This is a genomic window from Blastococcus sp. TF02A-30, assembly GCF_003319185.1.
GTDB lineage: Bacteria > Actinomycetota > Actinomycetes > Mycobacteriales > Geodermatophilaceae > Blastococcus.
The window spans coordinates 282,536-301,022 of sequence record NZ_QOHJ01000002.1 but is presented as its reverse complement, the minus strand read 5'-3'; the positions used below and the strand labels follow the sequence as shown (position 1 = coordinate 301,022).

Below are 18,487 nucleotides of genomic sequence, written 5' to 3'. Positions count from 1 at the left end.
CCCTGTTCGTCGCCGCCTCGGCGGCCTGCTCCTGCTCGCAGGCCCGCACCTCGGGCTGCCGGCGGGGAGGCCCCCGGCTCGCCGTCGCCGCACCCGCACGTCGACGTTGGCGCGGGTCGCGTCGGCCACTGTGCCGCGATACCCCCGGGGGAATGCACAGCAGAGTGCTACCGTTGCGACAGCACATACCCCCCTGGGTATATGACCACAGACCTCCAGGAGCTGACGTGATCCCCGAGATCGACCAGAACGCCTTCGCCGCCCGGCTCGCCGAGGGCGATGCGCTCGTCGTCGACGTGCGCGAGGCGCGCGAGTACCGCCCCGGCCACGTCCCCGGCGCGCAGAACCTGCCGCTGAGCGTGCTGCCGGCCCGCCTGCCCGAGCTGCCGAAGGACCAGCCGGTCTACGTGATCTGCCAGTCGGGCGGACGCAGCGCCCAGGCCACCGCGCTGATGCGCGCGGTCGGCATCGACGCCAGAAGCGTCGCCGGCGGCACCGGCGCCTGGATCGGGTCCGGCCGCCCGATCGCCACCGCCGCCTGACCTCCGGCACGCCCTCACGACTCGAGAGGAAACCGCGATGACGATCACCGTCCTCCCCCTGGACACCCCGGGCCTGGGCGACCGCACCTACCTCGCGCACGACGGCGAGGTCGCCCTCGTCGTCGACCCCCAGCGCGACTACGACCGCGTGCTCGGGCTGGCGCGCACCGCCGGCGTGCGGATCACCCACGTCTTCGAGTCGCACATCCACAACGACTACGTCACCGGCGGCTACGAGCTCGCCCGGGAGACCGGTGCGCAGTACCTGCTCAACGCCGACGACCCGGTCTCCTTCGACCGCGTCGGGGTCCGCGACGGCGACGTCGTCGAGGTCGGCGACCGGATGCGCGTGCGGGTGCTGCTCACCCCGGGGCACACCCACACGCACCTGTCCTACGTGCTCTCCGACGGGCACGAGCCGGTGGCGGTCTTCACCGGCGGATCGCTGCTCTACGGGTCCACCGGCCGGCCGGACCTGCTCGGCCCCGACTCCACCGAGGTGCTCGCGCACGCGCAGTGGCACTCCGCGCGGCGGCTGGCGCAGGAGCTGCCCGACCCGACGGCGGTGTACCCGACGCACGGCTTCGGCAGTTTCTGCTCTGCCACCCAGTCCGGCGGCACCGCGAGCACCATCGGCCAGGAGAAGCTGGCCAACCCGGCCCTCACGCGCGACCTGGAGACCTACGTCGAGGAACTCCTCGCCGGGCTGGACGCCTACCCGGCCTACTACGCGCACATGGGCCCGGCCAACGCCGCCGGACCTGGGGAGATCGACCTGTCCCTGCCCGAGCAGGCCGACCCCGCGGAGCTGCGCCGGCGGATCCAGGCCGGCGAGTGGGTCGTCGACCTGCGCAACCGGACGGCCTTCGCCGCCGGCCACGTCAGCGGCACGGTCAACTTCGGCCTGGACGGCCAGTTCGTCACCTACCTCGCCTGGCTGCTGCCCTGGGGCACCCCGGTGACGCTGCTCGGCGAGACCGCGGACGACGTCGCCGAGGCCCAGCGCGAGCTGGTCCGGGTCGGCATCGACCGGCCGGCCGCCATGGCCACCGGAGCGGTCGAGGACTGGGCCGGTGGCGAGCCGCTGCGCAGCTACCGCACCGCCACCTTCGCCGACCTCGCCGCCCAGTTCACGGCCGGCCGCAGCCCCGTCGTGCTCGACGTGCGACGCAACCAGGAGCGCGCCGAGCGGCACATCGCCGGGTCGCTGCACATCCCGATCCACGAGGTGCTCGAGCGCCTCCACGAGGTCCCGGCCGGGCCGGTGTGGGTGCACTGCGCCGGCGGCTACCGCGCCGGCGTCGTCGCCGCCCTGCTCGACGCCCACGGCATCGACGTCGTCGCCATCGACGACTCCTTCGACAACGCCGGCGCCGCCGGCCTCCACCTCGCCACCGACGCGACCCCGCAGGAGATCCCCGCATGACCACCCCCACAGTTGACGCCCCCACCCTCGCCGAGCGCCTCGGCAACGGCTCCGACGCGGACCCCACGCTGATCGACGTCCGCACTCCGGCGGAGTTCGAGGCCGGCCACATCCCCGGCGCGGTCAACGTCCCCCTCGACGAGCTCAAGGGCTCGCTCGACCAGCTGTGCGCGGTCCTGGACGACCACCACGACGTCGTCCTCGTCTGCCGCTCCGGCGCCCGTGCGGGGCAGGCGCAGGAGGCCCTGCACGCCGCCGGCCTCACCTCCCCCGTCGTCCTCTCCGGCGGCATCGTGGGCTGGGAGAGGACCGGCGGCGCGGTGAACCGCGGCCGGCAGAGCTGGGAGCTCGAGCGCCAGGTCCGCCTGGCCGCCGGGTCCCTCGTCGTCGCCGGGATCCTGGGCAGCACGGTCGCCCCCCAGGCGAAGTGGCTGTCCGGCTTCGTCGGCGGCGGCCTGGTCTTCGCCGCCGTCTCCAACACCTGCGCGATGGGCATGGCCCTGGCCCGGATGCCGTGGAACAAGCGCGGCGCCCGCCCGACCGGCTCCGCCCTGGACCAGCTGACCGCGCAGCGGTGACCCGATGCTGATCACGCTCACCGTCGCGCTGGCCGTCGTCGTCGGGGTGACCCTGGGTCTCCTCGGTGGCGGCGGGTCGATCCTCATGGTCCCGCTGCTGGTCTACGTGGCCGGCATGGACGCCAAGGAGGCGATCGCCGCCTCGCTGGTCGTCGTCGGCGTCACCGCCGCGGTGAGCGTGGTCGGCCATGCCCGAGCCGGGCGGGTCCGCTGGCGCACCGGGCTGATCTTCGGGGCGGCCGGCATGGCCGGCGCCCTGGCCGGCGGGTTCATCGGCGGGCACCTCCCCGGGCAGCTGCTGATGATCGCGTTCGCCGCGATGATGGTCGCCACAGCGGTGGCCATGCTCCGTGGCCGCAGGGACGTCGATCCCGCGACGGCGCACACCGAGCTGCCCGTGGGCCGGGTCCTGCTGGACGGCGCCGTCGTCGGCCTGGTCACCGGGCTGGTCGGCGCCGGCGGCGGCTTCCTCGTCGTCCCCGCGCTGGCGCTGCTCGGCGGGCTGCCGATGGGCGTGGCCGTCGGCACCTCCCTGCTGGTCATCGCGATGAAGTCCTTCGCCGGCCTGAGCGGCTACCTGGCCACCGTGTCGATGGACTGGACCCTCGTGGGTGCGGTCACCGTCGCCGCCGTCGTCGGGAGCCTGCTCGGGGCCCGATCGGTCGACCGCATCCCGGCCGACGCGCTGCGCCGGGCGTTCGGGTGGTTCGTCCTGGGCATGGGCGCCTTCGTGCTCGTCCAGGAGGCGCCCGACGGCGCGCGGCTGCCGGCACTGATCGCCGTGCTCGGTGTGGCAGGAGCGATGGGGACCTGCACGGCGTTCGTGCCTCGCTGCCCGCTCCGCCACGCCGGGATCGTCGGCGCTCGCCCCGCCGGGGCCTGACCCCGGACGGCCGCGCGTGCGTCCGGGAATGCCCACCCACCGCGCGGAGCTCCAGGAGGCAGTACCCGCCGGGGTATCGCCCGGGCGGACGAGAGAGGATGAGGACCATGCAGCTCGAGAACACCCAGGTCGTCGGAGATGTCATCAAGCGGCTCCGGCGCGCTGAGGGCCAGCTCGCGGGAGTGATCCGCATGCTCGAGGCCGGCCGCGACTGCGAGGACGTCGTCACGCAGTTGGCCGCCGTGTCCCGGGCCCTGGACAAGGCCGGCTTCGCCATCATCGCGACCGGCCTCGAGCAGTGCATCACCGCCGGCGAGGACGGCGACGCCCTGGACCGCGCACGGCTCGAGAAGCTGTTCCTCTCCCTCGCCTGAGCGCCACGACCACGCGGCCCGCACCGGAGTTCCGGTGCGGGCCGCAGTCGCCTCAGCGGCCGGCGGCCCCGGCACCCTGGGTCGGCCGCTCGTGCTCGAGCCCGGCGGGGTCCGCGGCGTCGTAGGAGTGGTCGACCAGGAGGACGGAACGGCCGGCTCGGTGCGGCACCGAGCCGGCGTTCGACGCCGCAGGGGGCGAACCGTCTGCGGCGGGCTCAGCTCCCGAGCGCCGCCAGCGCCGCATCCAGACGGCGACCGGCCTCGTCCGCCATGGGTTGCAGCTCCGGCCGCCCGGTCATCGACACCATGGTCTGCGGGTCGAGGACCTGCACCGTGGAGCCGCTCCCGGCCTGGCTGACCACGACGTTGCACGGCAGGAGCACGCCGACGCCGCGGTCTGCCTCCAGCGCCTGCTGCGCCAGGTCGGGGGCGCAGGCACCCAGGATCAGGTACGGCTCCATCTCCACTCCCCGCTTCTGCCGCAGGGTGGCCTGGACGTCGATCTCGGTGAGGATGCCGAAGCCTTGCTCAGCCAGGGCCTCCCTGGTGCGTGCCACCGCCTCCGCGGTGGCCACTGGGCAGCGCCGTTGCTCTCGTCGTCGCTCTCTGCCTATTCTCGATCTGTGTACTGGGGATTCACACCGAGCCGGCCCGCGTTCTGCGTGTGCCTCCTCGCGGTGACCCCACTCCTGGTCGACGACCGGCTCTGTACGGGCGGCACGCCCTCCCGCTGAGCGAACGCTCAGTGGTCCCGTGTCCGCCCGCACGCCAGCCGAAGGACCTCCGTTGACCGAGATCGCCGCGCCCGTTCCCACACCGTTGCCGCTCGGCCGAGCAGTCGAGGCCGTCACCCCGGCCGCCACACCGGTCGCGACCAGCTCTGCCCGGACCCGCCGATCGCGGTGGCGGCGCCTGGCCTCCGCCGTCGCTGACGCGCACCGGGCAGCCGTCCCCTTCTGACGCTGACGCGCGCGCCGGGAGCTCACACGGCGGGAGCGTTGCGGGGCGCCGCGGCTGGTCCTCGCGCGAGCGCGCGCCCAGTGCGGCGGTACCAGGCGGCGAACAACGCGACGAGCAGCAGCAGGTCCGCGACGTGGCCGCCGTAGTACATCAACTGCGCGGCGGCCTCGACCTCCGCGGCGTCGTGCCCGCCGCCCACCGGTAGCACCGGAGCACGGGAGAACAGCAGCTTGGCCAGGAAGGCGTGGAAGCCGCCGGCGACGACGACGACAGCCAGGCGGACCGCCATCCCGGGGCGGCGCGGCGCGGGATCGGGGCCGGCCACCGCCCAGGCGAACAGGCACCCGGTCAGCAGGAAGTGCAGCTGCAGCACGTGGTGCACGACGTCCGACCGGACGCTGAGGGCGTACAGCGGCGTCAGGTAGAGCAGGTACAGCCCGCCGACGCTGAGCACCGCGGCCGTGGTCACGTGGGACAGCGCGTGCAGCACCCGGGACCGCAGCAGCACGGCCACCGGGCGGCGTGCGGCCACGGGCAGGTCGGCGAGCAGCAGGGTCACCGGGGCACCCAGGACCAGGGCGATGGGCGCGAACATCCCCAGCAGCAGGTGCTGCGCCATGTGCCCTCCCACCGTGCCGGCGTCGACAGGCGGGGACAGCGCGGCGCCGACCAGGACGGCTCCCAGCAGGAAGCTCGCCGTCCGCCCGCCGCTCCAGGTGCGGCCGCTCCCGCGCAGGCGGAAGACGGCGGTCAGGTACCAGGCGCCCAGCACGACGGCGACCAGGACCGGCAGCAGCCACGCCGCCGCCGCGGAGCCCGTCCCGTGCGAGCCGCCGTGCGCCGGCACGGCGGCTCCCGCCATCGCGATCACCGCCGGACGGCCCGGGTCCGCCCCTCGTCCCGGGACCGCCGGAGGAGTAACCCGCCCACCAGCAGGAACACCAGCGCAGCGCCGTTCCAGGCCAGGTCGTAGGGCAGCACGTCGACGCCGTAGCGGACCTCGTGCAGGTCCAGCAGCTTGTGGTCGACGATCCCGTCGAACAACTGGAAGGCCCCCAGGCCCAGGACGAAGCCGCCCCGTGCCGAACGCGGCGCCAGGGTGCCGCGCCGGTGCAGGTCGGCCGACCAGAAGAACCCTGCGACCAGCAGCGCCAGGTAGGCCGTCTGCAGCAACCCGTCCGACAGCAGGCTGATGTCGGGGGTCGACCGGTCGTAGAAGTGGTGCCAGCTCAGCAGTTGGTGGAACACGATCTCGTCGACCGCGGCCATGATCGCGACGCCGAGCATGGTGCCGGCCAGAACCGATCGGCGGCGGTCAGCCGCGACCGGCTGGGTCGCCGTGCCTGTCATACCGATCCCTCCGGCGTCAGTGGCTGGTCAGCCCGCGCCGGGACTGCAGGGAGGGCGGGATCCACCGCTCGGCGATCATCCCGGTCGTGACCGAGTAGATGGCCTTGTGCAGGACGTCGACGATGCGCTCGTCCCGGGGCCAGACCATCGGCGGGGCCCCCACCCCGGTGGTGTTCTCCAGCGTCTGGTCGGTGGACAGCCGGACGATGGTGTGCGCCACGTGCGCCTGCGGCCCGCGGAGACCGACCGCGGCCCACACACCGCGCAAGGCCCCCAGCGCGGCTCCCGTCCCGTAGTGCATCGCCCAGTTCCAGCCGGTCGGCCGGTCGGCGTCGGAGGGGCGACGGCCGAGCAGCGCCAGCAGGGTCCGGGCAGGGACGTAGGAGTTCGGCCGGCCGGTGACGGCCTGCTCCAGCTTCTCGGCCGCCGTCATCACCGCCACCCCCAGCAGACCGGCGGCCGCGCCACGCCCCGCCGCTGGGAGAAGTGCTCGGGCACGACGTGCCTCGTTCGCAGACACCATGGAGTCCCTCCTGACGAGTTGCGGGCGGGCATAGCCCCTGTGCGTCGATCCACACCGTCGTCATGGCCGATGCGCGAACAGCAGCGTGTCCACAGCGGTGCCGGAGTCGGTGCCCCGGTCGATCCGCTCGAGGCGCGAGATGCCCCAGCCGCGGACCGCCCCGCCGAGCAGCTCGGGGTCGTAGAGCACGTCGGGGTCCTGCGGGCCGCCGATGCCGCGGGTGAGGTTCTCGCTGTCGTGGCCGAGGACCAGGAGGTACCCACCCGGGCGGACGGCGCCGGCGGACCGTGCGAGGACGTCGACCATCTGCGGGCGCGGAAGGTGCAGGTACAGCACCAGCACCAGGTCGAACTCGGCCGACCCCAGGTCGGCGGTCAGCACGTCCTCGACGCGCCACGTGACGCGCGCCCCCGGCGGTGCGTCCTGCTGCCCCCGACGGAGACCGACGGCCGAGAAGTCGACCGCCTCGACGTCCCATCCCCCGCGAGCCAGCCACAGCGCCATCCGTCCTTCACCCGCGGCGACGTCCAGCGCCCGGCCCGGGTGCAGCCCAGCGGTCAGCTCGGCGGCGGTGCGGTTCGGTTCGACGGACCACTGCCGCGCCTCGGCGTAGCGGCGGTCCCACTCAGCGGCTTCCACGTCGCTCCCCTCGATCGGACCCGACCGGCCTCAACGGGCCGCGCCGGCGCGCGGCCGAGCCGGCACGGCGCAGGCGACCTGTCCCCGCAGTCTGCGGGTCAGCGCCCACGCCAGCACCACCAGTGCGAGGACGGAGAGCACGGGCTGCACCGGCTCGTACGTCATCGCACCGCTGGCGCCCAGGGCAAGCAGGACCAGCTTGTTGCAGACCGGGCATCCCACGGCGAAGAAGGTCAGCGATCCGCCGGCACCGCCCCACCACCGTGACCGGCGCTCGTCCTCGGCCGATTCCGGCTCCGGTTCGGGCGAACCCGGTTCCCGCACGTAGGTGGCCACGAGCAGCCCGCCGAGCGCGGCGCTCACGAGCAGCGCGGGCCAGGACCACCACGTGGGCGGCACCTCCCGGCTGAAGACCGGCGTGTCGACGAGGTCGGTCGGGACGGCCACCACCACCACGCCGACGGCGGTCATGGCGAGCGCGATGAGCCGGCGCCGGCGATCCCAGGCCCGGAGCGCCAGGTACCTCGAGATCATCGGGACTCCTGTCGGTGGGACGCGTGGATCGTGACGTCGTCAGGACGGGCATCGGTGGTCCCGGTGCGGATCCGGTGCAGGCGGCGCGCGATGACGCCGAGGAGGAGCGCCGCGGCGGCCGCCAGCAACCAGGCGTCGAGATCGCGAGCCGACAGCTCGGCGATCCGGCTCTGTGCCGTGAACTCGAGGTGCGTGGTGTCCCCGAGCCCGAGGACGCCGGTGATGCCGGCGGTGCCGTCGAAGCGGAGGAACGGCCAGCCGATCACGAGGAACGGGGGTTGTCCGGACAACTCGGCTACAGTTGACCGTACAAGAGCTGCTACGCGTAGCCGCGTGAACCACTTCGGAGGGGCCATGCCGGAGCTCCAGCCCACCTCCCCGGCAGCACGGCTGGACCGCCACGCGAGCACGCCGCTGTGGCGCCAGCTCGCCGCCGATCTCCGCGACCGGTCGGGCAGCGGCGAGTTCACCGAAGGGTTCCCCGGCGAGGTCGAGCTCGGCCTCCAGTACTCGGTGAGCCGGCACACGGTCCGCGAGGCGCTGCGCCAGCTGCGCGCCGACGGCGTGATCAGCACCGGGCGCGGCCGGCGCCCCCGGCTCGCCGCGCCCGATCCGGTCATCGCCCAGCCCACGGGGATCGCCTACTCGCTGTTCTCGTCCGTCGAGGCCTGCGGGCTGGTGCAGACGTCGGTGGTACGCGTGCTGACCGTGCGGGCGGACGGCATCATCGCCCCCCGGCTGGGGCTGGAGGAGTCGACGCCGCTCGTCCACCTCGAGCGGCTGCGCCTGGCCGACGACCGACCACTGGCACTCGACCGCGTCTGGCTCCCCGCCTCGATCGGCGAGCCCCTGCTGGACGTCGACTTCCGCCGCACCAGCTTGTACGAGGAGCTCGCCCGGACCGGCATCCCGATCACGGGTGGGCACGAGACGGTCAGGGCGGTCGTCCCGAGCAGGGCCGAGCACGGCATCCTCGGCCTGCAGCCCCCGTCGGCGGTGTTCTCCGTCGAGCGGACGGGCACGAGCTCCGGCGTCCCCGTCGAGTGGCGGCACACCTTGATCCGGGCCGACCGCTTCGCCCTGACCAGCACGCTGGACCCCCGGCCGGGAGCCACCGCGCCGCCCGGCGGCGACCTCCCCGCCTCCGCGCTCACGCCGAGTTTCGGCTGACCCCACCCAGGAAGGACGGACGATGACCGAGGCGTCCCGCACCACCCGGCTCCCCGACCTGGATCCCGGCCGAGCCGCCGAACTGCTCGAGCAGGGCGGGGCCCTGCTGCTCGACGTCCGCGAGCCACACGAGTGGGCAGCGGGCCACGCACCGCAGGCCGTACACGTGCCGCTCGCCCGCCTCACCCCGGAGGCGGTGCCGCAGGACCGGCCGGTCATCGCCGTCTGCCGATCCGGCAACCGCTCGGGCAAGGCCGCCGACGCCCTGGCCGCTGCCGGCGTACGGGTGCACAACCTGGCCGGCGGCATGAAGGCGTGGACCCGGACCGGCCTCCCGGTCGTCACCGACGACGGAGAGCCGGGCACCGTCGCGTGATCGTCGCCGCCACGCTCGGGTTGGGCCTGCTCATCGGCCTGAGCCTGGGCGCCCTGGGCGGCGGCGGCTCCATCCTCACCGTGCCCGCGCTGGTCTACGTCGTCGGCCAGGACGCCCGCGCCGCCACGACCAGCAGCCTGTTCATCGTCGGCATCACCTCGGTCACCGCCGCGCTCGGCCACGCCCGCAGTGGGCGGGTGCGCTGGGGCGTCGGCGTCGTCTTCGGGGTCACCGGCATCGCGGCCGGCTTCGCCGGGACCGCGGTCAACCAGCTCGTGGACCCCGACGTCCTCCTGCTCGCCTTCGCCGCGGTGATCGTCGTCGCCGCCGTGGGCATGCTCGCCAACAGCCGAGGCGAGGAGCACGCGCTCCAGGAGGGCCACGCCCCACCGCCCGAACGACGGTGGAGCCCGGGGCGGATCGGACGCATCGTCGACGCCGGCCTGCTCGTCGGCTTCATGACCGGCTTCTTCGGCGTCGGCGGCGGTTTCGTGATCGTCCCCGCGCTCACCCTCGCCCTGGGCATGTCGATGCCGCAGGCGGTCGCCACGTCGCTGGTCGTCATCTCGATCAACTCCGCCGGCGCCCTGCTGGCCCGGGCCGGCACGGCGCACTTCGACTGGGCGGTGATCATCCCGTTCACGCTGGCCGCCGTCGCCGGCTCGCTCGGCGGGAAGGTGGTCGCCGACCGCGCCTCCGGCACGGCCCTCACCCGCGCCTTCGCCGTCCTGCTCATCGCCGTCGGGGTCTACACCGCCACGTCGAGCCTGATCTCGCTCCTCGGCTGACCCTCGGGAACAGGACGAGCCCTTCTCGGGTTCATACCCCCACGGGTATTTGACGACGAAAGGGCCACATCATGAACTCGACCGCCCTCACCGCTTCGACCTTCCAGGACACCGTCAGCCGTGACGGCATCGTCCTGGTCGACTTCTGGGCCGGCTGGTGCGGCCCCTGCCGGGCCTTCGCGCCCGTCTTCGAGGCCGCGGCGCAGCGCCACCCCGACATCGTCTTCGGCAAGGTCGACACCGAGGCCGAGCAGGAGCTGGCCGCCGCCGCCGGGATCCGGTCGATCCCCACGCTGATGGCCTTCCGCGACGGCGTGCTGGTCTTCGCCCAGCCGGGGGCGCTGCCCGCCGAGGCGCTCGAGGAACTCGTCACCGCGGTGCGCCGGCTGGACATGGACCAGGTGCGTGCCGATCTCGCCGCGCAGCGCCGCACCGCCTGATCGGTCGTGCCGACCGCCGAGCCGCACGTGAGCCGCGCCGGCCGGGTCGAACTGGGCCTACGGCAGAACGCGGCCCAGTTCACCCTGCTGGTCGCGGTGAACGCGCTCGTCGGCGGCATGCTCGGCCAGGAGCGCACCGTGCTCCCGCTGCTGGCCGAGCGCGAGTTCGGGCTGAGCGCCCACACCGCCGTGCTGACCTACATCCTGGCCTTCGGCCTGGCGAAGGCGGGGACGAACTACCTGGCCGGCGCCTGGTCGGACAGGTTCGGGCGCAAGCCCGTGCTGGTCACCGGGTGGCTCGTCGCCGTGCCGGTGCCGCTGCTGCTGATCTGGGCGCCGTCCTGGGGCTGGATCGTGGCGGCCAACGTGCTGCTCGGGATCAGCCAGGGGCTGACCTGGTCGACGACCGTGATCATGAAGATCGACCTGGTCGGCCCGGCCCGGCGGGGCCTGGCGATGGGCCTCAACGAGGCCGCCGGCTACCTCGCCGTCGCCGCGACGGCGTTGCTGACCGGCTACCTCGCCGCGGCGCACGGCCTCCGGCCGGAACCGTTCCTCGTCGGCATCGCGTACGCAGCGCTGGGCCTGGGACTGTCCGCCCTCGCCGTGCGCGAGACCCACGACCACGCCCGGCTCGAGGCGGGAACGCATGCCGCGCGCGCAGACGGCCGGCACCACCACCTGCACGGCGGGCTGACGCAGCGGCAGGTGTTCGTCCAGACCAGCTTCCGGGAGCCCGCGCTCTCCTCGGCCAGCCAGGCCGGACTGGTCAACAACCTCAACGACGGTCTCGCGTGGGGGCTGTTCCCCGTCCTGTTCGCCGGCGCCGGGCTGGGCGTGGGGCGCATCGGCATCCTCGCCGCCCTCTACCCGGCGGTGTGGGGGCTGGGCCAGCTCGTCACCGGAGCGCTGTCGGACCGCTGGGGCCGCAAGCCCTTCGTCGTCGGCGGCATGCTCCTGCAGGCCGTGGCCCTCGCGCTCGTCGCCGCGGCGGACGGCTTCCTCGGGTGGGCCGTGGCCGCGGTGCTGCTCGGCGCCGGGACCGCCATGGTCTACCCCACCCTGCTGGCTGCGATCGGCGACGTGGCCCACCCGGCCTGGCGGGCCCGGTCCGTGGGCGTCTACCGGCTGTGGCGCGACGGCGGCTTCGCCGTCGGCGCACTGCTCGCCGGCGTCCTCGCTGACCTCTTCAGCATCCGCACCGCCGTCTGGGTGGTCGCCGGGCTCGCCGCCGCCTCCGGTGTGCTGGCGGCCGTCCGGATGTACGAGACGCACCCGGGGCGACCTGTGACGACGTCCGACGTGATCGGCAGCTGACCCTGCCGGCCGGGACGCCGGCTCAGCGGGCTGCGGCGGCCTTCTTCGCGGCCTTCTGCTCCTGCTTGAAGGCCCGCACCTCGGCGAGCGACTCCGGCCCCGTGATGTCGGCGACCGACCGGCGCGAGCCCTCCTGGCCGTAGTCGCCCGCGGCCTCGCGCCAGCCCGGCGGCGTCACGCCGAACTGCTTGCCGAGCAGCGCCAGGAAGATCGACGCCTTCTGCGCCCCGAAGCCCGGCAGCTCCTTGATCCGCTTCAGCAGCTCCTTGCCGTCGGCCGCGCCGGTCCAGAGGTTCTCGGCCCGGCCGTCGTAGCGCTCGACCAGCAGCCGGCAGAGGTCCTGGGTCCGCGCGGCCATCGACCCCGGGTAGCGGTGCAGCGCGGGCGGGCCCTGGAACAGCCGGGTCAGCTCCTCGGGATCGGTACCGGCCAGCTGCCCGGCGTCGAGGGTGTCGACGCCGAGGCGGTCGGCCAGCAGCCGAGGCGCCGAGAACGCCCGTTCCATCGGGAACTGCTGGTCGAGCAGCATCCCGATCAGCAGGGCGAGCGGGTCGCGGCCGAGCAGGTCGTCGGCCGCGGGGTCCTGAGCGATGCGGAGAGTCGGCACGCCGGAGATGGTGCCTCATCAGCCGTCCGGCGCTCGTCCGCCGGTCAGCAAGGGGCATCGACCGGTCGGCTGGCGAGAACGAGGCTTTCCTCCCCGACGCCGGCCTGCGATGGTGCCGGGCATGCTGGCGCTGCGCGCTGACCGGGTGTACCGCGGACCAGGTGACTGCGGTCCCGGCGTCCTGGTCGTCGAGGACGGCGTGCTCGCGGACGTACGCACCGACGGGGACGACCTGCCGCCCGACGTCACGGACCTGGGCGACGTCACCGTGCTCCCCGGCCTGATCGACTGCCACGTGCACCTGGCGTTCGACTCCTCGGCCGACGTGGTCACCCCGTTGCTGGACGACGACGACGACGCCCTGGTGCGCCGCATGGCGGACAACGCGCGCACCGCCCTGACCGTCGGCGTCACGACGGTGCGCGACCTCGGGGATCGCCGTTTCGTGTCCCTGGTCCTCCGCGACGCGTTGCGGGCCGACCCGCCTTCGGGCCCGGAGCTCCTGGTCTCCGGGCCGCCGCTCACGCGGACCCGGGGGCACTGCTGGTTCCTGGGCGGCGAGGCCGACACGGCAGAGCAGCTCCGGGCCGCCGTCCGCGACCGAGCCGCGCGCGGCTGCGACGTCGTGAAGATCATGGTGACCGGCGGGGCTCTCACGCCGGGCTTCGCCCTCCACGAATCCCAGTACGGCGTCGAGCACCTCACGGCCGTGGTCGCGGAGGCGCATGCGGTCGGGTTGCCGGTCGCGGCTCACGCGCACGGCCCGGCGGGCATCAGGGACAGCGTCGCGGCCGGCGTGGACAGCGTCGAGCACTGCTCGTGGTTCACCGCCGACGGCGTCGACGTCGACTGGGAGGTCGCCCGGCAGATGGCGAACGCCGGCATCGTGCTGGGCGCGACTCTCGGCCAACGACCCGGTGCCGCGCCACTGCCCGCGGTCGCGCACCGGCTGGAGACGTACTTCGCCAACGTCGTGGAGCTGATCGGGCTGGGGGCCACAGTCGCATGCGGGACCGACGGAGGCGTGAGCCCGGGCAAGCCGCACGACGTCCTGCCCCGGGGCATCGTCGCGCTGACCGATCGTGGGGTCCCCTTCGACGAGGCGCTGGCGACCGCGACGACGACAGCCGCGGCAGCGTGCGGCGTGGCCGAGCGGAAGGGCCGCCTGGAGCGCGGGTACGACGCGGATCTGCTCGTCGTGCGGGGCGACCCCCGCCGCGACCCGGCGGCGCTGCTCGAGGTCGACAGCGTCTACCGCGCGGGTGTGGGCGCGGCGCTCCGGTGACTGCGCGCTGCGTCGAACCCCCATGTCCCGTCCTCCCCGTCGGCCGGTGCTGATCCACGCTGGTAGCGGATCGGGTCAGCCGGGAGGGACGAGAGCTCCCGGCAGCCCAGACCCCCTGGACGAGCAGCGACGCATCGAAGAGCCTCGAGAGGTGACCGGCACACCGCTTCGCTGCCACCTAAGCCTGCACTCGTGGGTACCCCGTCACCCGGCCGGCGAGCGCTACGAGGGTCCGGACCAGGAGGTCTGCCGCCGCTGCGGCAAGCAACGCGGCGTTCCCTTCGGGGACGTTCCCCCGGGCCCGCTCGGGTCTGTCGGCGGCGGGATGACCTGACTCCCACCTCCTGTCGCCCCGGGCGGAGGGTGCAGCCCGACCGAGGACGTCAGCGGCGTCGTCGACGCATGTGCTGGTCGAGCCACATGCCGATCACCAGCGCGAGCGGATTCACCCGCTGGGGGTGAGCCACCGGGCAGAGCCGAGCACCGACCATTCGGCGATGAGCCTGTCGACGGTCACCCGTCCGCTCGCGGTGTCCGCCCAGGACGCGCGATCTCTCGGGGCCGAGGGGTACCTGCACCCGTACCCGCTGGTGCTGAGGGAGCTGCCCCGACGGCAGATGACCCGGCCCGGACGTCGAACTGGCTGCCCGCTCCGCGCGGCCGGATGCGGGGGCCCTTCCGACGCGGAGCTCGGCCACGTGCAGACCCTGCCGCACCCGTGCCGTCCCGGGGGCTGATCCGGCTCTGCGCAGTCCACGAGACCATCGGCCGGGAGCGGAGGCCGACCGACCCGTGACACGCCGCCCCGGGACCTGCCAGGGTGCGCTCAGGGATCTCGCCGTGCGGACGCGGGAGCCCCTTGCGCGGCGGAGGCACCGATGACACGCCAGCCGGTTCCCTGGCGACTGGTCCTCGCCGTGGCGGCGGCCTACGCGGCCGGTTCCCTGACGTCCTTCGCGCTGTTCGCCTCGTCCGGGCCCGGTGCGGTGCTCTTCCTGCCGGCGGGGGTCACCTTCTCCGCCCTGGTGCTCACCGACCGGCAGCGATGGCCGTGGGTCCTGGCCACGGCCGCGCTCGTCGAGGTCGCCGTGGACCTGAGCCAGGGCATCGGCCTGGCGGCCGCGTGCGGGTTCGCCCTCGCCAACACCGCCGAGCCGCTCGTCGGAGCGAGCCTGCTGCGCCGGTTCGCCCCGCGTCCCGACCTGAGCCGCCGCCGGGACCTCGGCGCCTTCCTGCTCTGCGGGGTGGTGGCCGGCCCCCTCGTCGGCGCGGCGATCGGCTCCCTCACCATCGCCACCGCGCAGGGCCTGCCGCTCCTCGAGGCCCTGCCCCCGTTCTGGGCCGGGGACGGCCTCGGTGTCCTGACCGTGGGCGGCGCCGTGCTGGCCTGGCGGCTCGATCGAGGCCGGACCGGCGCACCCGGCCCGGCCTGGCAGGCGGTCCTCCTGCTGCTGACCGCCGGGGTGACGGTGGCCGCCTTCGCGCCGGAGGCCGTGCCGATGGCCTACCTGACGCTGCCCTGGCTGATCTGGCTCGCCGTGCGGTACGGGATCCCCGTCCTCACCAAGGCGGGTGTGGTGGTCGCGGTGACCGCCAACGTCATGACCGTGGCCGGGCGCGGACCCTGGGCCCAGCTCGCCGACACGCCCCGGGTGGAGGCGGCCCTCCTGCAGCTGTTCATCGCGGTGGCGGTCCTCAGCGCCTGGCTGCTGGCGGTGGAGATCAGCGAGCGGGAACGGGCCCACTCGGTGTCCCTGCAGGAGGCCGCGGCCCGCCGCTGGGTGGAGGCCCTGCAGGAGGTGACCGCCGGGCTGGCGACCGCGGCGACCACCGAGGCCATCGCCGGGGTGCTGGTCGGCTCCGGTATCCGCCTGGTGGCCGACTCCGGCGCCGTGGGGGTGATGACCCCGGACGGTGGACGCCTGCACGTCCGCGCGACATCCGGCCAGGCGGCCTACCTGCCGCTCGACGACCCTTCGCCCCTGGCCGGCGCCGCCCGGCGCCACGCCCCCGTCCGGGCCTGGTCACCGAGCGCGCTCGCCGTACCGGCCCGCACCGCCGGGATCACGTTCGGGGCACTGGAGTTCCGGTTCACCGACGAGGACGCCATCGGTGACGACGTGGCTGCGATGGCCACGACCCTGGCCGAGCTCATGGCCTCCGCGCTGCACCGGGCGCGGCTGTACGAGGAGGAGCGGGACGCAGCCCACCAGCTGCAGCAGGCGTTCCTCCCCGTCGTGCCCGACGTGCTCCCCGGAGCCCGGTTCGCCGGGTGCTACCTCCCGGCCGACGCGGACCACGACATCGGCGGCGACTGGTACGACGCGTTCCCGCTGCCCGGCGACCGGGTCGGCTTCGCCGTCGGGGACGTCGTCGGCCACGACCTGCGGGCCGCAGCCGCGATGGGGCGGCTGCAGACGGCCCTGCGGGTCGTCGCCTCCGAGCTGAGCGGAGGGCCGGCCGCGGTGCTCGAGGCCCTCGACCGGGCGGCCTCGGACATCCCCGGCGCGACGATGGCCACCATCGGCTACGCCGACTACGACCCCGCGACCGGTCAGCTCTGCTACGCCTGCGCCGGCCACCCGCCGCCGCTGGTCGTCACCGACCGGCACGCCGAGTACCTCGCCGGCGGCCGCTCCCGTCCGATCGCGACCGAGCACCGGCCCCGTCCCGAGGCGAGTGCCGAGATCCCGGCCGGCGCCATGCTGATCTGGTACTCCGACGGACTGGTCGAGCGCCGCGACGAGGACATCGATGTGGGGCTGGAGCGCCTCGCCGCGGCCGCCGCTCGACTCGACGGCGACGACCCGCAGGTGTGGCGGGACACCCTGCTGCGGGAGCTGACCGGCGGGCAGCTGCTCCGGGACGACGTCGTCCTCATCTGCCTGCGGCTCCAGCGGTCTCCGCCCACGACACCGTCGGGCGGCGGTCGGACCCGCTGAGCCGAGGAGCAGCACGCGGCACCGGCGGGTTCCGCGTGACCGGGCGCACACTGGATCGCATGACCTCCCCCGCGTCGGGGCTGGCCCTTCCGCCCGCGGCGCTGCTCTACGACTCCCGACGGAAGATCCACTACGCGAAGCCCCTGCTGCGCGGCTGGCTGCACCTGGTGTGGTTCGCCGCCTCCCTGGTCGCGGGACCGGTGCTCCTGGCGTCCGCGTGGGGCCTGGCCCACGTCACCGGTGTCGCCCTCTACGCGGCCTGCCTCAGCGGCCTGTTCGGGGTGAGCGCCCTCTACCACCGCGGCAACTGGGGCCCCGCCGCCCGCCGCGCGCTGCAGCGGGCCGACTCCACGATGATCTTCCTGCTGATCACCGGGACCGCTTCGCCGATCGTCCTGCTCGCCTTCCCGGGGACCACCGGGCTGGTCTGCCTCGTCGCCCTGTGGTCCGTGACCGCGGTCGGGATCGGCGTCCGCCTCGCCCGCATGCACGCCCCGGAGTGGCTCGTCGGCGGGGTCTTCATCGGGCTGGGAGCCGCCAACGTGCTCGCGCTCCCCGCGCTCTGGGCCCGCGCGGGTGCCACCCCCGCGCTCCTCGTCATCGCCGGCGGTCTGCTGTACCTCACCGGCGCGCTGGCCTTCCACCGGCGCCGGCCGGATCCCTTCCCCTCGGTCTTCGGCTACCACGAGGTGTTCCACGCCCTCGTCTGCGCCGCCGCCACCTGCCACTTCGTGGCGATCGCGCTGCTCGGCCGCTAGCGGGCGCCGGTCACCCCATCCGCAGTGCGGGTTCCGCCGTCCCGGCGGCCGGCCGGCTGCCGGACGGCGCGGACGTCCGGCGCCGCAGCTGCAGCACGACGACCGAGGCGAGCACCAGCACGGCCCCGGTGAGCTGCACCGGGGTGAGGAGCTCTCCGAGGGTGAGCGCGGCCAGCGCGGTGGTGACGACCGGCTCGAACGTCGACAGGATGGCCGCCGTCGACGGGCCGGTGCGCCGCAGCCCCGCGAAGAAGGTCAGCATCGCCACGACCGTGGAGACGACGGCGATGCACGCGATCCAGAACCACCCTGCCGGGCGGAACCCGAGGTCCACTCCCCCGGTCAGCAGCGCCCGCGCGCCGAGGGAGACCGCGGCGCCGGACATCACGAGGGCCGCCAGCACCACCGGCGGCACCCGGTGCACGACCCCGTCGGCCACGAGGATGTAGGCGGTGTAGGTGACCGCGGTGGCGAAGGCCAGGCCGACGCCGAGCACGTCGACCGTCGGTCCCCCGGCGCCCAGCAGGACGAGCAGCGTGCCGCAGGACGCGGTGCCCAGCGCGGCGACCCGGCCGCGGGTCAGGCGCTCGCGGCCAAGGAGAGCGGCGGCCAGCGTGACCAGCGCGGGATAGGTGTAGAAGACCAGCGACACCAGCGACGCGTCGGCGCGCTCGAGCGCCGAGAAGAACAGCGTCGCCTGGGTGGCGTAGCCGACCGCACCCAGCGCGAGCGCGGTCAGGACCACCCGACCGCTGAGCCGCGCGGACCCGGCGCGCAGCCCCGGGCGGAGCCGGAGCAGGGCCCCGAGGAGCGCCGCCGCCAGCGCGAAGCGGACCAGGACGAGCGCTGCCGGCGAGACGCCCGCCTCGTAGGCGAACTTGCCGAACACGGCCATCACGCCGAAGCACGCGGCGGAGACGAGGCACAGCGCGGGACCCACGGGTCCAGCCTGCGGACGACGACCATCCACGTCCAGTGATGATTCGTGGATCGAA

General features: G+C 74.3%; 22 protein-coding genes. 13 read left to right on the top strand and 9 right to left on the bottom strand.

Annotated features, from left to right (window positions below):
- The first annotated feature begins 227 nt into the window (after positions 1-227).
- The 5 genes from DQ241_RS05750 to DQ241_RS05730 all read left to right on the top strand — a co-directional run bounded on the left by DQ241_RS05750 (position 228) and on the right by DQ241_RS05730 (position 3,803).
- Positions 228-542 (top strand): rhodanese-like domain-containing protein, encoded by a 315-nt coding sequence (locus DQ241_RS05750; RefSeq protein WP_199584112.1) that lies wholly within the window; start codon positions 228-230, stop codon positions 540-542.
- A 37-nt stretch (positions 543-579) separates the two neighbouring features.
- Positions 580-1,968, top strand: a complete 1,389-nt coding sequence (locus DQ241_RS05745; protein ID WP_113829207.1) for a rhodanese-like domain-containing protein — start codon at positions 580-582, stop codon at positions 1,966-1,968.
- Positions 1,965-2,546 carry a rhodanese-like domain-containing protein gene (locus DQ241_RS05740; protein WP_113829206.1) on the top strand — a complete coding sequence of 194 codons (582 nt, stop codon included), beginning with the start codon at positions 1,965-1,967 and terminating at the stop codon, positions 2,544-2,546. The genes DQ241_RS05745 and DQ241_RS05740 overlap by 4 nt, the downstream gene beginning before the upstream one ends.
- 4 nt (positions 2,547-2,550) lie before the next feature.
- On the top strand, positions 2,551-3,429 hold the full coding sequence (locus DQ241_RS05735) for a sulfite exporter TauE/SafE family protein (RefSeq protein ID WP_113829205.1): 879 nt from the start codon (positions 2,551-2,553) through the stop codon (positions 3,427-3,429).
- Positions 3,430-3,536: 107 nt separating this feature from the next.
- Positions 3,537-3,803, top strand: a complete 267-nt coding sequence (locus DQ241_RS05730) for a metal-sensitive transcriptional regulator (RefSeq protein WP_113829204.1) — start codon at positions 3,537-3,539, stop codon at positions 3,801-3,803.
- 215 nt (positions 3,804-4,018) lie between these two features.
- Here the strand turns inward: DQ241_RS05730 and DQ241_RS05725 are convergent, their stop codons facing one another.
- The 7 genes from DQ241_RS05725 to DQ241_RS05695 all read right to left on the bottom strand — a co-directional run bounded on the left by DQ241_RS05725 (position 4,019) and on the right by DQ241_RS05695 (position 8,099).
- Entirely contained in the window at positions 4,019-4,360 is a 342-nt protein-coding gene (locus tag DQ241_RS05725; protein WP_199584110.1) for a DUF302 domain-containing protein, read from the bottom strand.
- 425 nt (positions 4,361-4,785) lie between these two features.
- The gene (locus DQ241_RS05720; RefSeq protein WP_147252338.1) at positions 4,786-5,625 is read right to left on the bottom strand and encodes a cytochrome c oxidase assembly protein; all 840 of its coding nucleotides are present in this window, start codon (positions 5,623-5,625) and stop codon (positions 4,786-4,788) included.
- A 5-nt stretch (positions 5,626-5,630) separates the two neighbouring features.
- Positions 5,631-6,113: a DUF2243 domain-containing protein gene (locus DQ241_RS05715; RefSeq protein ID WP_113829201.1), complete on the bottom strand. Its 483-nt coding sequence runs from the start codon at positions 6,111-6,113 to the stop codon at positions 5,631-5,633.
- A gap of 16 nt (positions 6,114-6,129) precedes the next feature.
- Complete coding sequence (locus DQ241_RS05710) at positions 6,130-6,546, bottom strand: hypothetical protein (RefSeq protein ID WP_113829447.1); 417 nt, start codon at positions 6,544-6,546, stop codon at positions 6,130-6,132.
- A 150-nt stretch (positions 6,547-6,696) separates the two neighbouring features.
- Positions 6,697-7,275, bottom strand: a complete 579-nt coding sequence (locus DQ241_RS05705) for a bifunctional 2-polyprenyl-6-hydroxyphenol methylase/3-demethylubiquinol 3-O-methyltransferase UbiG (protein WP_113829200.1) — start codon at positions 7,273-7,275, stop codon at positions 6,697-6,699.
- 30 nt (positions 7,276-7,305) lie between these two features.
- Positions 7,306-7,809: a hypothetical protein gene (locus tag DQ241_RS05700; protein WP_113829199.1), complete on the bottom strand. Its 504-nt coding sequence runs from the start codon at positions 7,807-7,809 to the stop codon at positions 7,306-7,308.
- Positions 7,806-8,099, bottom strand: a complete 294-nt coding sequence (locus DQ241_RS05695) for a hypothetical protein (protein ID WP_113829198.1) — start codon at positions 8,097-8,099, stop codon at positions 7,806-7,808. Before DQ241_RS05695 ends, DQ241_RS05700 begins: the two co-directional genes overlap by 4 nt.
- Before the next feature lie 64 nt (positions 8,100-8,163).
- Between DQ241_RS05695 and DQ241_RS05690 the strand changes: the two genes are divergently transcribed.
- The 5 genes from DQ241_RS05690 (at position 8,164) to DQ241_RS05670 (ending at position 11,900) form a co-directional block, all read left to right on the top strand.
- Entirely contained in the window at positions 8,164-8,979 is an 816-nt protein-coding gene (locus tag DQ241_RS05690; RefSeq protein WP_113829197.1) for a GntR family transcriptional regulator, read from the top strand.
- Between the two features lie 22 nt (positions 8,980-9,001).
- A complete protein-coding gene (locus DQ241_RS05685; RefSeq protein WP_113829196.1) occupies positions 9,002-9,355 on the top strand; it encodes a rhodanese-like domain-containing protein in 354 nt (117 codons plus the stop codon).
- The gene (locus tag DQ241_RS05680) at positions 9,352-10,143 is read left to right on the top strand and encodes a sulfite exporter TauE/SafE family protein (protein WP_233492228.1); all 792 of its coding nucleotides are present in this window, start codon (positions 9,352-9,354) and stop codon (positions 10,141-10,143) included. Before DQ241_RS05685 ends, DQ241_RS05680 begins: the two co-directional genes overlap by 4 nt.
- 71 nt (positions 10,144-10,214) lie before the next feature.
- Positions 10,215-10,583 (top strand): thioredoxin, encoded by a 369-nt coding sequence (gene trxA / locus DQ241_RS05675; RefSeq protein WP_113829195.1) that lies wholly within the window; start codon positions 10,215-10,217, stop codon positions 10,581-10,583.
- A 6-nt stretch (positions 10,584-10,589) separates the two neighbouring features.
- Positions 10,590-11,900, top strand: a complete 1,311-nt coding sequence (locus DQ241_RS05670) for an MFS transporter (RefSeq protein WP_113829194.1) — start codon at positions 10,590-10,592, stop codon at positions 11,898-11,900.
- A gap of 22 nt (positions 11,901-11,922) precedes the next feature.
- Here the strand turns inward: DQ241_RS05670 and DQ241_RS05665 are convergent, their stop codons facing one another.
- Positions 11,923-12,507, bottom strand: a complete 585-nt coding sequence (locus DQ241_RS05665; RefSeq protein WP_113829193.1) for an HhH-GPD-type base excision DNA repair protein — start codon at positions 12,505-12,507, stop codon at positions 11,923-11,925.
- Between the two features lie 121 nt (positions 12,508-12,628).
- Between DQ241_RS05665 and DQ241_RS05660 the strand changes: the two genes are divergently transcribed.
- The 3 genes from DQ241_RS05660 (at position 12,629) to DQ241_RS05645 (ending at position 17,492) form a co-directional block, all read left to right on the top strand.
- Entirely contained in the window at positions 12,629-13,792 is a 1,164-nt protein-coding gene (locus DQ241_RS05660; protein WP_113829445.1) for an amidohydrolase family protein, read from the top strand.
- Positions 13,793-14,670: 878 nt separating this feature from the next.
- Positions 14,671-16,734, top strand: a complete 2,064-nt coding sequence (locus DQ241_RS05650; protein WP_113829191.1) for a SpoIIE family protein phosphatase — start codon at positions 14,671-14,673, stop codon at positions 16,732-16,734.
- Between the two features lie 59 nt (positions 16,735-16,793).
- Complete coding sequence (locus tag DQ241_RS05645; protein ID WP_113829190.1) at positions 16,794-17,492, top strand: hemolysin III family protein; 699 nt, start codon at positions 16,794-16,796, stop codon at positions 17,490-17,492.
- Between the two features lie 10 nt (positions 17,493-17,502).
- Here the strand turns inward: DQ241_RS05645 and DQ241_RS05640 are convergent, their stop codons facing one another.
- Entirely contained in the window at positions 17,503-18,432 is a 930-nt protein-coding gene (locus DQ241_RS05640) for a DMT family transporter (RefSeq protein WP_113829189.1), read from the bottom strand.
- Positions 18,433-18,487 lie beyond the last annotated feature (55 nt).

Excerpts from the sequence above, each read along its gene's own strand:
- DQ241_RS05645 (WP_113829190.1), top strand. The coding sequence starts at position 16,794 with ATGACCTCCCCCGCGTCGGGGCTGGCCCTTCCGCCCGCGGCGCTGCTC.
- DQ241_RS05700 (WP_113829199.1), bottom strand. The coding sequence starts at position 7,809 with ATGATCTCGAGGTACCTGGCGCTCCGGGCCTGGGATCGCCGGCGCCGG.
- DQ241_RS05660 (WP_113829445.1), top strand. The coding sequence starts at position 12,629 with ATGCTGGCGCTGCGCGCTGACCGGGTGTACCGCGGACCAGGTGACTGC.
- DQ241_RS05745 (WP_113829207.1), top strand. The coding sequence starts at position 580 with ATGACGATCACCGTCCTCCCCCTGGACACCCCGGGCCTGGGCGACCGC.
- DQ241_RS05650 (WP_113829191.1), top strand. The coding sequence starts at position 14,671 with ATGACACGCCAGCCGGTTCCCTGGCGACTGGTCCTCGCCGTGGCGGCG.
- DQ241_RS05720 (WP_147252338.1), bottom strand. The coding sequence starts at position 5,625 with ATGGCGGGAGCCGCCGTGCCGGCGCACGGCGGCTCGCACGGGACGGGC.
- DQ241_RS05685 (WP_113829196.1), top strand. The coding sequence starts at position 9,002 with ATGACCGAGGCGTCCCGCACCACCCGGCTCCCCGACCTGGATCCCGGC.
- DQ241_RS05710 (WP_113829447.1), bottom strand. The coding sequence starts at position 6,546 with ATGACGGCGGCCGAGAAGCTGGAGCAGGCCGTCACCGGCCGGCCGAAC.
- DQ241_RS05730 (WP_113829204.1), top strand. The coding sequence starts at position 3,537 with ATGCAGCTCGAGAACACCCAGGTCGTCGGAGATGTCATCAAGCGGCTC.
- DQ241_RS05715 (WP_113829201.1), bottom strand. The coding sequence starts at position 6,113 with ATGACAGGCACGGCGACCCAGCCGGTCGCGGCTGACCGCCGCCGATCG.
- trxA (WP_113829195.1), top strand. The coding sequence starts at position 10,215 with ATGAACTCGACCGCCCTCACCGCTTCGACCTTCCAGGACACCGTCAGC.
- DQ241_RS05735 (WP_113829205.1), top strand. The coding sequence starts at position 2,551 with ATGCTGATCACGCTCACCGTCGCGCTGGCCGTCGTCGTCGGGGTGACC.
- DQ241_RS05740 (WP_113829206.1), top strand. The coding sequence starts at position 1,965 with ATGACCACCCCCACAGTTGACGCCCCCACCCTCGCCGAGCGCCTCGGC.
- DQ241_RS05690 (WP_113829197.1), top strand. The coding sequence starts at position 8,164 with ATGCCGGAGCTCCAGCCCACCTCCCCGGCAGCACGGCTGGACCGCCAC.